The 14,371-nt window shown below is 69.3% G+C and carries 16 protein-coding genes; 3 read left to right on the forward strand and 13 right to left on the reverse strand.

Translation table 11 applies throughout. From position 1 onward, the window contains the following. From Q392_RS18050 to Q392_RS18090, 9 genes are all read right to left on the reverse strand, one after another. A partial coding sequence (locus Q392_RS18050) for a GTP-binding protein (RefSeq protein ID WP_038210693.1) occupies window positions 1-683 on the reverse strand: 683 nt, incomplete at its 3' end. 112 nt (window positions 684-795) lie between these two features. Then, window positions 796-2,904: an elongation factor G gene (gene fusA / locus Q392_RS18055; protein ID WP_038210694.1), complete on the reverse strand. Its 2,109-nt coding sequence runs from the start codon at window positions 2,902-2,904 to the stop codon at window positions 796-798. A gap of 91 nt (window positions 2,905-2,995) precedes the next feature. Then, complete coding sequence (gene rpsG / locus Q392_RS18060) at window positions 2,996-3,469, reverse strand: 30S ribosomal protein S7 (RefSeq protein WP_038210695.1); 474 nt, start codon at window positions 3,467-3,469, stop codon at window positions 2,996-2,998. A 158-nt stretch (window positions 3,470-3,627) separates the two neighbouring features. Next, complete coding sequence (gene rpsL, locus Q392_RS18065; protein WP_006297701.1) at window positions 3,628-4,005, reverse strand: 30S ribosomal protein S12; 378 nt, start codon at window positions 4,003-4,005, stop codon at window positions 3,628-3,630. 229 nt (window positions 4,006-4,234) lie between these two features. After that, window positions 4,235-5,404, reverse strand: coding sequence for a D-alanyl-D-alanine carboxypeptidase family protein (locus Q392_RS18070; RefSeq protein ID WP_038210698.1), 1,170 nt, complete (start codon window positions 5,402-5,404; stop codon window positions 4,235-4,237). A 38-nt stretch (window positions 5,405-5,442) separates the two neighbouring features. Next, the gene (locus Q392_RS18075) at window positions 5,443-6,096 is read right to left on the reverse strand and encodes an alpha/beta hydrolase (protein WP_038210700.1); all 654 of its coding nucleotides are present in this window, start codon (window positions 6,094-6,096) and stop codon (window positions 5,443-5,445) included. A 1-nt stretch (window position 6,097) separates the two neighbouring features. Further along, window positions 6,098-6,448 (reverse strand): (2Fe-2S) ferredoxin domain-containing protein, encoded by a 351-nt coding sequence (locus Q392_RS18080; protein WP_038210702.1) that lies wholly within the window; start codon window positions 6,446-6,448, stop codon window positions 6,098-6,100. A 189-nt stretch (window positions 6,449-6,637) separates the two neighbouring features. After that, window positions 6,638-7,765 (reverse strand): VanZ family protein, encoded by a 1,128-nt coding sequence (locus tag Q392_RS18085; RefSeq protein ID WP_038210704.1) that lies wholly within the window; start codon window positions 7,763-7,765, stop codon window positions 6,638-6,640. Between the two features lie 19 nt (window positions 7,766-7,784). After that, window positions 7,785-8,213: a CopD family protein gene (locus Q392_RS18090; RefSeq protein ID WP_038210706.1), complete on the reverse strand. Its 429-nt coding sequence runs from the start codon at window positions 8,211-8,213 to the stop codon at window positions 7,785-7,787. 333 nt (window positions 8,214-8,546) lie between these two features. Here Q392_RS18090 and hemB point away from each other — a divergent pair, with 333 nt between their 5' ends. Together hemB and Q392_RS18100 are read left to right on the forward strand one after the other, a co-directional pair. Next, window positions 8,547-9,551: a porphobilinogen synthase gene (gene hemB / locus Q392_RS18095; RefSeq protein ID WP_038210707.1), complete on the forward strand. Its 1,005-nt coding sequence runs from the start codon at window positions 8,547-8,549 to the stop codon at window positions 9,549-9,551. Window positions 9,552-9,598: 47 nt separating this feature from the next. Beyond that, window positions 9,599-10,711: a magnesium transporter CorA family protein gene (locus tag Q392_RS18100; RefSeq protein ID WP_038210708.1), complete on the forward strand. Its 1,113-nt coding sequence runs from the start codon at window positions 9,599-9,601 to the stop codon at window positions 10,709-10,711. A 145-nt stretch (window positions 10,712-10,856) separates the two neighbouring features. Here the strand turns inward: Q392_RS18100 and Q392_RS18105 are convergent, their stop codons facing one another. Further along, window positions 10,857-11,222: a hypothetical protein gene (locus Q392_RS18105; RefSeq protein ID WP_038210710.1), complete on the reverse strand. Its 366-nt coding sequence runs from the start codon at window positions 11,220-11,222 to the stop codon at window positions 10,857-10,859. Window positions 11,223-11,260: 38 nt separating this feature from the next. Continuing rightward, window positions 11,261-11,629, reverse strand: coding sequence for a hypothetical protein (locus tag Q392_RS18110; protein ID WP_038210711.1), 369 nt, complete (start codon window positions 11,627-11,629; stop codon window positions 11,261-11,263). A gap of 191 nt (window positions 11,630-11,820) precedes the next feature. Between Q392_RS18110 and Q392_RS18115 the strand changes: the two genes are divergently transcribed. Next, window positions 11,821-12,771, forward strand: coding sequence for a LysR family transcriptional regulator (locus Q392_RS18115; RefSeq protein WP_051953676.1), 951 nt, complete (start codon window positions 11,821-11,823; stop codon window positions 12,769-12,771). Here the strand turns inward: Q392_RS18115 and Q392_RS18120 are convergent. Both Q392_RS18120 and Q392_RS18125 read right to left on the reverse strand, forming a co-directional pair. Next, on the reverse strand, window positions 12,746-13,648 hold the full coding sequence (locus Q392_RS18120) for an amidohydrolase family protein (protein WP_051953678.1): 903 nt from the start codon (window positions 13,646-13,648) through the stop codon (window positions 12,746-12,748). The two genes, Q392_RS18115 and Q392_RS18120, sit on opposite strands and share 26 nt — an antisense overlap. Before the next feature lie 11 nt (window positions 13,649-13,659). Further along, a complete protein-coding gene (locus Q392_RS18125; RefSeq protein ID WP_038210713.1) occupies window positions 13,660-14,343 on the reverse strand; it encodes a dienelactone hydrolase family protein in 684 nt (227 codons plus the stop codon). Between the last annotated feature and the right edge of the window lie 28 nt (window positions 14,344-14,371).

A 14,371-nucleotide genomic window follows, 5' to 3' on the forward strand; every position in this document is an offset into this window, starting at 1 on the left:
GTGCCGCGGCCCGAGATGGAGAACACGTCTTCCACCGGCATCAGGAACGCACCGTCCACCGCGCGCTCGGGCGTGGGGATGTAGGTGTCCAGCGCCTCGGCCAGCTTCAGGATGGCCTGCTCGCCCAGCTCGCCCTTGTCGCCTTCGAGCGCCAGCTTGGCCGAGCCGTGGATGATCGGGGTGTCGTCGCCAGGGAACTCGTACTTGTCCAGCAGCTCGCGCACCTCCATTTCCACCAGCTCCAGCAGCTCCTTGTCGTCGACCATGTCGCACTTGTTCAGGAACACGATGATGTAGGGCACGCCCACCTGGCGGGCCAGCAGGATGTGCTCGCGCGTCTGGGGCATCGGGCCGTCGGCGGCCGAGCACACCAGGATGGCGCCGTCCATCTGGGCAGCGCCGGTGATCATGTTCTTGACGTAGTCGGCGTGGCCCGGGCAGTCCACGTGGGCGTAGTGGCGGTTTTCCGTCTCGTACTCCACGTGCGCGGTGTTGATGGTGATGCCGCGCGCCTTTTCTTCCGGAGCCGCGTCGATCTCGTCGTACTTCTTGGCCTCGCCGCCGAACTTGGCCGACAGCACCGTGGCGATCGCCGCCGTCAGCGTCGTCTTGCCATGGTCCACGTGACCGATCGTGCCCACGTTCACGTGCGGCTTGGTGCGCTCGAACTTACCTTTTGCCATTTCTCAACTCCAAACAAAGAGCAATGCCCGTGTGTTGGTTTTACGTCTGCACCGCGTTGCTCGATCCTTCGCCACGGGCAACGAAGGGCACGCGATCGCAGACAGAACGGGTTTACTTGGCGCGCGCGGCGACGATGGCTTCCGACACGTTGCGCGGGGCTTCCGCGTAGTGCTTGAACTCCATCGTGTAGGTGGCGCGGCCCTGCGTCATCGAACGCAGCGTGGTGGCGTAGCCGAACATCTCCGACAGCGGCACCTCGGCCTTGATGGCCTTGCCGCCGCCGACCATGTCGTCCATGCCCTGCACCATGCCGCGGCGGGACGACAGGTCGCCCATCACCGTGCCGGCGTAGTCCTCGGGCGTCTCGACTTCCACGGCCATCATGGGCTCGAGGATGACGGGGCTCGCCTTCCGCGCGGCTTCCTTGAAGCCGAAGATGGCGGCCATCTTGAACGCCTGCTCGGACGAGTCCACGTCGTGGTACGAACCGAAGGTCAGCGTGACCTTCACGTCGACCACCGGGTAGCCGGCCAGCACGCCGGTGTTCAGGGCCTCGATCACGCCCTTTTCCACCGCCGGGATGTACTCGCGCGGCACCACGCCGCCCTTGATGGCGTCGACGAACTCGAAGCCCTTGCCGGCTTCCTGCGGCTCCAGCGTGAACACCACGTGGCCGTACTGGCCCTTGCCGCCGGACTGGCGCACGAACTTGCCTTCGACGTCGGTGACCGTCTTGCGCACGGTTTCGCGGTAGGCCACCTGGGGCTTGCCCACGTTGGCTTCCACGTTGAACTCGCGCTTCATGCGGTCCACGATGATTTCCAGGTGCAGCTCGCCCATGCCGGCGATGATGGTCTGGCCGGATTCCTCGTCGGTGCGCACGCGGAAGGACGGATCCTCGGCGGCCAGGCGCGACAGGGCGATGCCCATCTTTTCCTGGTCGGCCTTGGACTTCGGCTCCACGGCCTGCGCGATCACGGGCTCGGGGAAGGACATGCGCTCGAGCACGATCGGCGACGCCACGTCGCACAGCGTCTCGCCGGTGGTCACTTCCTTCAGGCCCACGCAGGCGGCGATGTCGCCGGCACGGATCTCGTCCACCTCGATACGCTCGTTGGCGTGCATCTGCACGATGCGGCCGATGCGCTCCTTCTTGCCCTTGACCGAGTTGAACACGGTGTCGCCCTTGCTCAGGACGCCCGAGTACACGCGCACGAAGGTCAGCTGGCCCACGAACGGGTCGGTCATCAGCTTGAAGGCCAGCGACGAGAACTTCTCGCTGTCGTCGGCCTTGCGGGCGAGGTGCTTTTCCTCGTTGTCCGGGTCGGAGCCTTCCACGTCAGGGATGTCCACCGGCGAGGGCAGGTAGTCGATCACCGCGTCGAGCATGCGCTGCACGCCCTTGTTCTTGAAGGCGGTGCCGCACAGCATCGGCTGGATCTCGGTGGCGATCGTGCGCTGGCGCAGACCCGCCTTGATGTCGTCCTCGGGCAGGTCGCCCTCCTCGAGGTACTTGTTCATCAGCTCTTCGCTCGACTCAGCAGCAGCCTCGACCATCTTCTCGCGCCATTCCTTGGCGGTTTCCAGCAGGTCGGCCGGGATGTCCTGGTAGTCGAACTTCATGCCCTGCGAGGCCTCGTCCCAGATGATGGCCTTCATCTTGAGCAGGTCGACCACGCCCTTGAAGTTGTCCTCGGCGCCGATCGGGATCACCACCGGCACGGGGTTGGCCTTCAGGCGCAGCTTCATCTGGTCGTAGACCTTGAAGAAGTTGGCGCCGGTGCGGTCCATCTTGTTGACGAAGGCCAGGCGCGGCACCTTGTACTTGTTGGCCTGGCGCCAGACGGTTTCCGATTGGGGCTGCACGCCGCCCACGGCGCAGTACACCATGCAGGCACCGTCGAGCACGCGCATGGAACGCTCCACCTCGATGGTGAAGTCCACGTGGCCCGGGGTGTCGATGATGTTGAAGCGGTGCTCGGGGTAGGACATGTCCATGCCCTTCCAGAAGCAGGTCACGGCCGCCGAGGTGATGGTGATGCCGCGCTCCTGCTCCTGCTCCATCCAGTCGGTCGTGGCAGCGCCGTCGTGCACTTCGCCCAGCTTGTGGGTCACGCCCGTGTAGAACAGGATGCGCTCGGTGGTGGTCGTCTTGCCGGCGTCGATGTGCGCCGAGATACCGATGTTGCGGTAGCGCTCAATGGGGGTCTTGCGGGCCATGGTGGGCTTTCGTGTCTTGGAGAACGGATGAAAGCCCGGCCACCACAGGGTGGGACGGGCCTCCAGCCGAAGGTTTACTACGGGACGCGGCTCAGAAGCGGAAGTGGCTGAAGGCCTTGTTGGCCTCGGCCATGCGGTGCACCTCGTCGCGCCTCTTCATCGCGCCGCCACGGCCTTCCGTGGCTTCCATAAGTTCGTTGGCCAGGCGCAGGGCCATCGACTTCTCGCCGCGCTTGCGGGCGGCTTCCTTGATCCAGCGCATCGACAGCGCCAGGCGGCGCACCGGGCGCACTTCGACCGGCACCTGGTAGTTGGCGCCGCCGACGCGGCGGGACTTCACCTCGACCATCGGCTTGACGTTGTTGATGGCGATGACGAAGGCTTCCAGCGGGTCCTTGCCCGGGTTCTTCTTCTCGATGAAGTCGAGCGCGCCGTAGATGATGCGCTCGGCGACCGCCTTCTTGCCGCCTTCCATGATCACGTTCATGAACTTGGACAGCTCGACATTGCCGTACTTCGGGTCCGGCAGGATTTCACGTTTGGGAACTTCGCGACGACGTGGCATTTTTCTGAACCTCTTTGCTTCAGTTGGCGCCGCCTTCCGGCTGCACCGCGAGAGCCATCAGGACCCTCACTTACTCGACCCGCGCCACCATGGCGCTTCGGGTCACTACGTTCGAACCAACCGCCAGGCAGCCGAACACCGATGGAAACGAAAGCCGGTCAGGCCTTCTTGGGACGCTTGGCGCCGTACTTGGAACGGGCCTGCTTGCGGTCCTTGACGCCCTGCAGGTCCAGGGAACCGCGGACGATGTGGTAGCGCACGCCGGGAAGATCCTTCACACGGCCGCCGCGCACCAGCACGACGCTGTGCTCCTGCAGGTTGTGGCCTTCGCCGCCGATGTAGGAAATCACTTCGAAGCCGTTGGTCAGACGGACCTTGGCCACCTTGCGAAGTGCCGAGTTCGGCTTCTTGGGGGTCGTGGTGTAGACCCGGGTGCAGACGCCGCGGCGCTGCGGCGAGTTCTGCATGGCAGGGCTCTTCGACTTGGTCGTCTCGACCTCGCGACCCTGGCGCACCAGTTGGTTGATGGTTGGCATGAATGAATAAGTTCCGAAAAACACCCCCGGACCGGCCGAACCCGAAAAGACGGCGGGGACCCGAAGATCCACCGGGGAAATGACGAAAACGTGAAACCCTTCGGAAAATTCCGAAAAGCCCGCGATTCTAGCGCGCCGTGCGCCGGACGGCAAATGGCCCGGGATCAGGCCCCCGAGCCGGCGCCAGGGGCATGGCCCGGGGCGCGGAAGCGGCCGCCGGCCTCGCCGCTCACTTGATCCACAGCCGCACGGCGTCCCAGGCCCGGCCCAGGATGCCCGCCTGCTCGACGGGCTCCAGCGCCACCAGCGGCACCTCGGCCAGGGGCTGGTCGGCCAGCGTGATCTTCAGGGTGCCCAGCGGCTGGTTCTTGCCGAAGGGCGCCACCAGCGGGTCGGGCCGCTCCACGTGGGTCTTGATCTTCGAGGCCTGGCCCGAGGGCACGGAGACCACGATCGGCTCGGCGCGGCCGAGCTTGACGGTGTTGGCCTTGCCCTTCCACACCTGCGGCGTCGCCACCGGCTGGCCGGCGTCGAACAGGCGAACCGCGTCGTAGGCGGTGTAGCCCCAGTTCAGCAGCTTCTGCGATTCGTTGGCGCGCGCGTTGTCACTGGCGGCGCCGAGCACGATGCTCAGCAGGCGCCGGCCGCCCGGCAGGTTGGGGAAGTCGCGCTTGGCCGTGGCGATCAGGCAGTAGCCGGCGGCCTCGGTGTGGCCGGTCTTCAGGCCGTCCACCGTCGGGTCGCGGAACAGCAGCAGGTTGCGGTTGGTGTCGTTGGCGGCCGGCGTGCCGGGGTAGCGGTACTTCTTGATCGCGTAGTAGTGCAGGTATTCCGGGAAGTCGCGCATCAGCCGCGTGGCCAGGATGCTCAGGTCGCGCGCCGTGGTCGTGTGGCCCGGCGCCGTCAGGCCCTCGGGGTTCTTGTAGGTGGTGTTCTTCATGCCCAGCGCCTTGGCCTGCTCGTTCATGAGCTCGACGAAGCGCTCGGCCGTGCCGCCCACGCCCTCGGCCAGCGCCATGGTGGCGTCGTTGCCGGACTGGACGATCATGCCCTTGATGAGGTCGTCCACCGGCACCTGCATCTTGGGGTCGATGAACATGCGCGAGCCGGGCATCTTCCAGGCGCGCGTGCTCACCGGCAGCGTCTGGGTCAGGCTGATCTTGCGGGCACGCAGGGCGTCGAAGACCAGGTACTGGGTCATCAGCTTGGTCAGCGAGGCCGGCTCGACCGGCGTGTCGATGTCCTTGCTCGCCAGCAGCTGGTTGGAGGTGATGTCCATCAGCAGGTAGCTGCGCGCGGCCACCTCGGGGGCGGCGGGCGCCTGGGCGGCGGCGATGGAGGCGGCCATGCAGGCCAGCGCGAGAACGAACGTGCGCAGCACGTCAGGCAGACGGATCATGGAAGCGAAGCGGCGAAAGGAATGGAGGGGAGGCGGCGTCACGGGTGCGCCCGGTCGGGCGTCCCGGCGCGCAGGTGGCGGGTCACCAGCCCCTTGAGGAGCGGCAATTGTCCGTGAAAGAAATGCCCGCCCCCGGGGACGACCGTGACAGGAAGTGACTGCGGCCGGGCCCAGTCCAGCACGGCGGCCAGGGGCACGGTGTCGTCCTGCTCGCCGTGCACGACCAGCGTGCGCTCGTGCGCGTCGGCCGGCACGGGCGCGACCGCGAAGCGGGCCGCCGCCGTGCCCACCAGCACGATCTCCCGCAGCCCGCGCGCCGGCCACAGCGCCTCGATGGCACGGCTGGCGACGAAGGCGCCGAAGGAGAAGCCGGCGATGGCCAGCGGCCCCTCGGGCGCGGCCTGCCGCACGACGGCGAGGAAATCCTCCGTCTCGCCGCGGCCCTCGTCGTGCACGCCTTCGCTGGCGCCGACGCCGCGGAAATTGAAGCGTAGCGCGGTCCAGCCGCAGGACACGAAGGCGCGCGCCAGCGTCTGCACCACCTTGTTGTCCATGGTGCCGCCGAAGAGCGGATGGGGATGGGCGATGACCGCGACGCCCGCCGGCGCGACGCCCCGGGCGGGCGCGTCGCGCAGCGCCTCGACGATGCCGGCGGCGCCTTCGAGGCGCAGCTTTTCCGTATGGACGTTCATCTCATCTGCCCACGTCGGGCGGCAGCAGCAGCCGTTCGACCACCTCGCCCTTCTTGAGGTGCGATTCGACGATCTCGTCGATGTCGGCCTCGTCGACGAAGCTGTACCAGACGGCCTCGGGGTAGACCACCGCCACCGGCCCGCCGGCGCAGCGGTCCAGGCAGCCGGCCTTGTTCACGCGCACCCGGCCCGGACCGGCCAGGCCCTCGGCCTTGACGCGCGCCTTGCAGTGCGCGAAGCCGGCCTGCGCGTTGTGCCGGGCGCACGAATCCTCGCCGGGCTTGCGTTCGTTGAGGCAGAAGAAGATGTGGCGGGCGTAGTAACCGCCGTCACGCGGGGGCGACAGGGACATCCGTCGGATTCTAGGGATGCTCTTCATGAATCGAGCGGAAAGCATGCGCTGCGGATCGGGATGGGCTGCGAGGCGCAAAGCGCAGCAATAGCAGAGCTATTGCGAGCATTTGCAACGAAGCAGACCGCCCGAGCCCGCAGATGCATGCGACGCGAGCATTCGTGAAGAGCATCCCCAGGAGTGCCGCATTCACCCGATGCCCGTGCGGGCGGGCCGCCGCGCCAGCGCGGCCAGGGCGTAGACGATGGCGGCGAAGGGCCACGCCCAGCCCAGCCACTGCGCCAGCCCGTGGAAGCGGATGAAGCGCCCCTGCTCCCAGGTGGCCAGGGTCTGGGCGAAGTAGGCGCTCTCGGGCGCCTGGTTTAACAGCCCCAGGTGCACGCACAGCGCCAGCAGCAGCAGCGCGGTGCACAGCCGGCGCGGCAGCGGCAGCAGCAGCAGCGCCAGCACGGCCGCCGCCACGATGCCGACCTGCACCGGCGGCCCCATCCACGTCCAGGCGTGCTCCGGGCCGTAGCTCAGCGCCGCCGACAGCGCGCTGGCCGCCAGCCCCAGGCCCAGCATCAGCGCGGCCAGCACCACGCGCCGCGGCCAGGCGCGCGCCACGCCGTAGGCCAGCAGGCAGGGCACCAGGGCGCCGAGCATCACGCACAGCATCTCCACCGCCGGCACCAGCGGCTGCAGCTCGAACTGCCGCACCGGCAGCCAGTCGAGGAAAGGCGTGTCGGCCAGCCAGCCGGCGATCGCCGACTCCAGCCGCTCGAAGACCTGGCCCAGCCCGAACGGCACCGCCGCCGGGAAAAGCAGCGCCGCCGGCCACAGCGCCAGCAGCAGCAGCGCGCCGCGCGCGTCCTGCACGAACCAGCCCGAGCGCAGCCGGCTCCAGCGCGCCAGCGCGCCCAGCCGCTCCAGCACCGCCGCCAGCACGGCCCCGACCAGCGTGCCCAGGGCGTTCAGGCCCAAGTCCACGTTGGACGGGATGCGCGCCGGCAGGTAGCTCTGCAGCGTCTCCATCGCGAAGGCCAGCACCGCGCCCGCCACGGTGGCGCGCAGCACCGCCTGCCAGGCGCCGGCCTGCGGCCGGGTGCGCAGCACGGCCAGGGCGCACAGGAAGCCCAGCGGCACGTAGCCCGCCACGTTGATGCCGAAGTCGAAGCCGGTCCAGTAGCGCGGCCAGGGCGCCGCCAGGTAGGCCCAGGGCACGATGCCCTGGTCGCGCCAGTCGGCGAAGGGATACAGGCTCGCATAGACCACGAGCGCCGCATAGGCGAGCGCCAGCGGCAGGGCCGTGGTCTTGTGCGAGGGCGACGCGGTCACGCGCAGGCGGGGCTGGGCTTCAGAAGGGCTTGACCACCACCAGCACCACGATGCCCAGCAGCAGCAGCACCGGCAGTTCGTTGAACCAGCGGTACCAGCGGTGGCTGCGCCGGTCGGCGCCCTGCTCGAAGCGCCGCAGCAGCACCCCGCAGCCGTGGTGATAGCCCAGCACCAGCAGCACCAGCGCCAGCTTGGCATGCATCCATCCGCTGCCCGGACCGCGGCCGATGCCATAGCCCAGCCACAGCCACAGGCCGAAGCCCACCGCCGGCAGCGCCAGCAGGGTGGTGAAGCGCATCAGCTTGCGCGCCATCAGCAGCAGGCGCTGGCGCTCGGCCACCGATTCGGGCGGCACCATCGCCAGGTTGACGAAGATGCGCGGCAGGTAGAACAGGCCGGCGAACCAGCTCACCACGAAGACGATGTGGAAGGACTTGATCCAGAGCATCGGCGGCAGTGTAAGAAACCGGTCACCGCCCCGCGGGGCGGCCCGCGCGCCGCCGCGGTTCGGCAAAAAAAAGCCCGGCGTTCTTGAACGCCGGGCTGCGAAGCCCTTTTGCTGTCACACATCAAGGCACCCGCTCAGGGAGGAAAAGCGGGGGACGGCAAGCCGTCCGAGACAGAATTTAACAAAGGCGGCAAAGCCTATCAAGCACGGGGGTAACTTTTTTTTGACGTTTTCGCACCACGAGATGGTTTCCCCTCATCACCAAATCCGCCGGGCCGCAGCAAGGCCGGCGCCGGCGGGACGGGCAGGAGGGCTTGGGGCACAATTTTCACCATGACCGTGCTCGCCCCCTTTCCCGCCGGCCGCCCGCGCCGCCTGCGCCGCGATGAATTCACACGCAACCTGGTCCGTGAGCATGCGCTCACTCCTCATGATCTGATCTATCCGGTGTTCGTGCAGGAGGGCCAGGGGCAGCGCCAGGCCGTGCCCTCCATGCCGGGCGTCGAGCGGCTGAGCCTGGACCTGCTGCTGCCGGTGGCCGAGCAATGCGTGGCGCTGGGCATCCCGGTGATGGCGCTGTTCCCGGTGATCGATCCGGCGCTGAAGACGCCGGACGGCGCCGAGGCCTTCAACCCCGACGGGCTGATCCCGCGGGTGGTGGCGGCGCTGAAGAAGGCGTTCCCCGCACTGGGCATCATGACCGACGTGGCGCTGGACCCCTACACCAGCCACGGCCAGGACGGCCTGCTGGACGACACCGGCTACATCCTCAACGACCCGACGGTCGAGGTGCTGGTGAAGCAGGCGCTGGCGCAGTCGGCCGCCGGCGTGGACATCGTGGCGCCCAGCGACATGATGGACGGGCGCATCGGCGCGGTGCGCCAGGCGCTGGAGGCGCGCGGCGACGTGCACACCCGCATCATGGCCTACAGCGCCAAGTACGCCAGCAGTTTCTACGGCCCCTTCCGCGACGCGGTCGGCTCGGCCGCCAACCTCGGCCGGAGCAACAAGAAGGTCTACCAGATGGACCCGGGCAACAGCGACGAGGCGCTGCGCGAGGTGGCGATCGACATCGCCGAGGGCGCGGACATGGTGATGGTCAAGCCGGGCATGCCGTACCTGGACATCGTGCGCCGCGTGAAGGACGAATTCCGCGTGCCCACCTTCGCCTACCAGGTCAGCGGCGAATACGCGATGCTCAAGGCGGCCGCCGGCAACGGCTGGCTGGACCATGACGGCGTGGTGCTCGAATCGCTGCTGGCGTTCAAGCGCGCCGGGGCGGACGGCATCCTCACCTACTTCGCGCTCGATGCGGCGCGGCTGCTACAGAAACAGTAGCTTCACCTGCCCGTGCGGCGGGCGCCGGCGTATAACGGCAGCCCACCATGCGTATCTTCGAGATCACCCCCGCCGAGGCGCGCGAGCTGCCCGGGCTGCACGCCTGCCCCGCCGCGGGCGCACCGGCCGACGGCTATCTCTGGCTGTCGCTCACGCGCACCGAACTGCGCGAATCGCTCGCCGACGTGCAGCGCGCGCTGCAGCGCCTGGGCGGCACGCCGCTGGTCGACCTGCACGTGAGCGACCTGCTCAACGACCAGCTTCCTTCCCACTACGACGCCACCTCGCAGTACGACGTGCTGGTGATCCGCCGCCTGGCCGCCGGCGCCGACGCGGCGGCCGCCGGGCCGGCCCTGCGCAACGCGGGACCGCCGGCACTGCGGCGCATCGACACGCGCCCGGTCGGCTTCGCCGTGTTCGACCGCGTGCTGCTCTCGGTCCACCCGGAGGACGGCGCGGTGCGCGACGCCGTGGCGGCGCGGCTGGGCGCGCCCGCCGCGCAGGGGCCGGCGCTGGACGTGCGCGCCACCTCCGCGCGACTGCCCGCCAGCCCGGCCGACCTGATGCTGCGCGTGGTCAATCAGATCGTCGACAGCTACCTGGCCTTGCGGCGCGACCTGACGCGCCAGCTCGACCACTGGCAGGCCGAGCTGATCGACCCGAGGACGCGCTTCTCGAACTGGGGCGCGCTGATGCAGTCGCGCCAGGCGCTGCGCCACCTGGACGAGATCTGCGAGGACCAGCGCAGCGCCATGCAGGACTGGCTGGAGGCACTCGACGCCCTGCCCGCGCCGGACACGCCGGCCGCGGCGCGCGAGCGCGAGCTGCTGCTGGTGCGCAGCCGCGACGTGCTGGAGCACATCCAGCGCGTGGTGCACCACGTGCGCCGGCTGGAGCAGAACGCCGAGACCGCCGTGCAACTGCACTTCAGCGTGCAGAGCCACCGCACCAACGACATCATGCGGGTGCTGACGGTGCTCACCGCGGTGTTCCTGCCGCTGAACCTGATCGCCGGCATCTTCGGCATGAACTTCGAGTTCATCCCGCTGGTGCACAAGGCCGACGGCTTCTGGATCGCGATGGGGTCGATGCTGCTGATCGCGGTGGTGCTCACGGCCGTCTTCTGGCGCAAGCGCTACCTGGCGCGCACCGCGAAGTAGGCCGGACATGAAAAATGGCCCCTCGGACAACCGCTTCGCGCTTGTCCGATCCCCCGAGGGGATGCTTTTTCATCTTGGGGCGGCCCGGCGATGAAAAAGCCCGGCGGCGCACGAGGCGCCGCCGGGCGGTCGGGCCGGAAGCCGATTACAGCTTGCGGGCGCCGTCGGCCTGGGCGCGGGCGCGCACGTCGACCGGGTTCTCCAGGGTGGAGATCACCTTGCTGTCGACACGCGAGCCGGACGAGACGTTCTGGTCGGGCGCGGCGGCAGCGCGGACGGCCTCGGCCTGCACCAGCGCGCGGTCGCGCGGGCTGGCCAGCGGCGCCAGCACCACCGAGCCGGAGGGCACGTTCTGGTTCGGCGCGTGCGCGGCACGGACGGCTTCGGCCTGCACGTCGGCGCGGCTCAGGGCCGACACCGGGGCCTGCACGCCCTCATAGGTTTCCGCATGGGCGCCGGCAGCGGCGACGAGCGACAGGGCCAGGGCGGCGACGAGACGTTGGCGGGTCATGGTGATGTTCTCCAGTGGAAGAAAGGAAGGTCGGAAGATCAGAGCGCGGCGCTGCGCTCGGCGGCGCGGCGCTGGGCCAGGCTGCCGTTCGTGTACTGCTCGGGGATCTGGCTGTTCACGAACGCCTTGGCGTCCAGGTTCGACGTCGGGTTGTGCGCCGCGGCCACCGCCTCGGCTCGCACCGTCGCGCGGTCCTTCTGCCCCACCACCGGCGCGCTCAGCGCACCACCGGCCGCTTCGCCATACACGTCGCCCTGACGCGCAGCCGCGATGGCCTGCTGCTGCACTTCGGCACGGCTGTACGTCGAGTCGATGCTCAGCACGCCCTGGTATTCCTCCGCCTGCGCGGCGCCCACGGCGGCCAGCAGCGACACGGCGGCAGCGGCGATGATCTTCGAGGTCTTCATTTCTTACTCCTTGTTGGCATGGTTGGCGTTTGAACAAGAGCGATGCAGGCACCTGCCCGCTTCGCTTCGGGTCTGCGTTCAAGCGCTGGCCCGTGAGAAGAATTGTGGGACGCGAAGATCGGTAGAAACCCTCACAATCCGAACCACCGTGTTCATGAAACGGAAACAATGAACTTGAAAGGACCGAAGGCATGGACAGCCTCGATCTGATCCGCGCCTTCCGCGAGGTCGCGGCGCTCGGCAGCTTCTCCGCCGCCGCCAAGCGGCTGGGCATGTCGAAGGCCACGGTGAGCAAGTACGTGGCGGAGCTGGAGACGCGCTTCGACGTGCGCCTGCTCAACCGCTCCACCCGCTCCGTGAGCCTGACCGACGCGGGCGAGCTGCTGCTGGCGCGCAGCGCGCCGATGCTGGAGATGGTCGAGCTGACGCAGGCCGAGCTGGCCGAGCGCGCCAGCACGCCGCGTGGGCGGCTGCGCATCGCGGCGCCCTATGCGATGGCCAGCGGCGACCTGCCCAACATGCTGGCGGAGTTCATGGGCTTCTACCCCGAGGTGACGGTGTCGCTGCAGCTGTCCAACGAGGTGGACCTGGCCGAGAACGGCATCGACGTGCACCTGCGCTTCGGCCCGATCGAGAACGAGAACCTGATCGTGCGCCGGCTGCTGCGCATCCCGATGATGGTGTGCGCCTCGCCGCTGTACTGGAAGAAGCACGGCAAGCCGCGCCACCCCGACGACCTGCGCGAGCACGACGCGCTGACGCTCACACGCAGCGGCGCGCATCCGGTGTGGCGCTTCGAGGACGAGGGCCAGCCGCTCGACGTGCCGGTGAAGAGCCGGATGGAGGCGTCGGAAGGGCCGCCGCTGATCCAGGTGGCGATGCACGGGTTCGGCGTGATCTACGTGCCCTCGCTGGCGGTGCAGCCGCAGGTGGACCACGGCGAGCTGGTGCCGGTGCTGCAGGGTTACGGCCGCACGGACATGTGGCTCTCGGCCGCCTACCTGGAGCGGCGCCACAACAGCGCGGCCCAGCGCGCGCTGCTGGACTACCTGGAATCGCGCATCGGCCAGCGCGGCCGCTATGCCGGCAAGCCGCTGCGCGCGACGGCCAGCGCCGTCAAGGCCGCGGCGCAGGCACGCTGAACAGCGCCGCCGCGTTGCCCCAGGCCACGCGCTGCGCGACCTCGGGCGGCAGGCCGCCCAGCCAGCGGCGGTAGGCCTGCATGATCTCGTCGTAGCCGCTCCAGCGCTGGTTGATCCAGGTGTCGGAGCCGATGACGAAGCGCTCGGGGAAGTCGAGGATGAGCGTGCGCCACTCGGGGCACAGCTGGCCGTCGGCGCAGGTCAGGCCGGGCCGGTACGACAGCTCGCCGACCAGGCGCGGATAGCGCTCCAGCAATTGCCGCACGCGCGCCACGGGCGCACCGCCGATGCCGGTGTGCGCCCAGATGAAGCGCACCGCCCGCCCCTGCGAGGGCGTGTGCGCCATGAGCCGGTCGACCGCGACGTCGTCCACGTGCGCCAGCACGGCCAGCTCGCGCTGCTCGGCCAGCACCATCAGCTTCTTCGCCACCGGGCCGTCGGCGTTGGCGCTGTCGTAGAGGTGGAACTCGCCGATGCCGCGGTACGGCCCGCTGGCCGTGCCGCGCGCCAGTTCGGCCAGCACCATCTCGTGGATGCTCTCGTCGCGGAACCAGTTGGTGTAGTCGGCGCGGTTGCGGTACAGGCGCACGAAGGGCACCACGGTGACGCCGGCCGCGGCCGTCTCGCGCGCCGCGGCGACGATGCGCGTGCCCTCGTTGGGCCGCGAGTTGCCGACGATGGCGCGCACGCCGTTGCGCCGCATGCGCGCGAGCGCGTCGGCCGGCGGGAAGGGGCCGGCCGCGCCGTTCCACGCCTCCTCGTTGTAATGCAGGTGGGTGTCGAACACCGGGCCGGCATGGTCCGCCGCGCGCGCGGGCCAGGCCGCCGCGGCCAGGACGGCGAGGACCGCTGCCGCCATGAGCCCCGGCGCGTTCATGGCGCTGCGCCTCAGCCCAGGTGCTTGTCGAAGAAGGCCAGCGTGCGCTCGCGCGCCAGCGTCGCCGCGGCGGCGTCATAGGAGCCGCGCTGGTCGCAGTTGAAGCCGTGGTCGGCGTCGTAGAGGTGCACCTCGGCGTCCGGATGCGCCTGCTGGAAGGCCTCGACCGCCGGCACCGGGATCCAGTGGTCCTTGCGGCCGAAGTGGGCCAGCACCGGCACCCGGGGCGTGCGCGCCACCTCCGCGGGCCCGGTCATGCCGCCGCCGTAGTAGGGCGCCGCGGCGGCCAGGCCGTTCAGTTCGCAGGCCGCGCGCCAGGTCAGCAGGCCGCCCCAGCAGTAGCCCACGATGCCGACCTTGCCGGCGCGCGCCGCGTATTCGATGGCGGCCTGCACGTCCTGCAGCACGCCCGGCCAGGGCAGCGCCTCGGCGGCCGCCTTCAGCGCCGAGCCGGCCTTGACGTCGGCCTCCGCGTAGCCCAGGTCCACGCCCGGCTGGACGCGGTGGAAGGTGGCAGGCGCGACGGCCAGCCAGCCCGCGGCCGCGTAGCCGTCGGCCACGCTGCGGATGTGCGAGTTGACGCCGAAGATCTCCTGCAGCACCACCACCGCGCCGCGCGGGGCGCCCGAGGGCTCGGCCACGTAGGCAGGGAAGGTGAAGCCGTCGGCGGCGGTGAGATCGATGAACTGGCCCATGTCTGGCTCCTGAAAAGGGTGAAGAAAA

The sequence above is a fragment of the Xenophilus azovorans DSM 13620 genome, from assembly GCF_000745855.1.
Classification (GTDB): domain Bacteria; phylum Pseudomonadota; class Gammaproteobacteria; order Burkholderiales; family Burkholderiaceae_C; genus Xenophilus; species Xenophilus azovorans.

Coding starts and splice junctions, on each gene's coding strand:
- fusA (WP_038210694.1), bottom strand. CDS start 2,904: ATGGCCCGCAAGACCCCCATTGAGCGCTACCGCAACATCGGTATCTCG.
- rpsG (WP_038210695.1), bottom strand. CDS start 3,469: ATGCCACGTCGTCGCGAAGTTCCCAAACGTGAAATCCTGCCGGACCCG.
- rpsL (WP_006297701.1), bottom strand. CDS start 4,005: ATGCCAACCATCAACCAACTGGTGCGCCAGGGTCGCGAGGTCGAGACG.
- Q392_RS18070 (WP_038210698.1), bottom strand. CDS start 5,404: ATGATCCGTCTGCCTGACGTGCTGCGCACGTTCGTTCTCGCGCTGGCC.
- Q392_RS18075 (WP_038210700.1), bottom strand. CDS start 6,096: ATGAACGTCCATACGGAAAAGCTGCGCCTCGAAGGCGCCGCCGGCATC.
- Q392_RS18080 (WP_038210702.1), bottom strand. CDS start 6,448: ATGTCCCTGTCGCCCCCGCGTGACGGCGGTTACTACGCCCGCCACATC.
- Q392_RS18090 (WP_038210706.1), bottom strand. CDS start 8,213: ATGCTCTGGATCAAGTCCTTCCACATCGTCTTCGTGGTGAGCTGGTTC.
- hemB (WP_038210707.1), top strand. CDS start 8,547: ATGACCGTGCTCGCCCCCTTTCCCGCCGGCCGCCCGCGCCGCCTGCGC.
- Q392_RS18100 (WP_038210708.1), top strand. CDS start 9,599: ATGCGTATCTTCGAGATCACCCCCGCCGAGGCGCGCGAGCTGCCCGGG.
- Q392_RS18105 (WP_038210710.1), bottom strand. CDS start 11,222: ATGACCCGCCAACGTCTCGTCGCCGCCCTGGCCCTGTCGCTCGTCGCC.
- Q392_RS18110 (WP_038210711.1), bottom strand. CDS start 11,629: ATGAAGACCTCGAAGATCATCGCCGCTGCCGCCGTGTCGCTGCTGGCC.
- Q392_RS18115 (WP_051953676.1), top strand. CDS start 11,821: ATGGACAGCCTCGATCTGATCCGCGCCTTCCGCGAGGTCGCGGCGCTC.
- Q392_RS18120 (WP_051953678.1), bottom strand. CDS start 13,648: ATGAACGCGCCGGGGCTCATGGCGGCAGCGGTCCTCGCCGTCCTGGCC.
- Q392_RS18125 (WP_038210713.1), bottom strand. CDS start 14,343: ATGGGCCAGTTCATCGATCTCACCGCCGCCGACGGCTTCACCTTCCCT.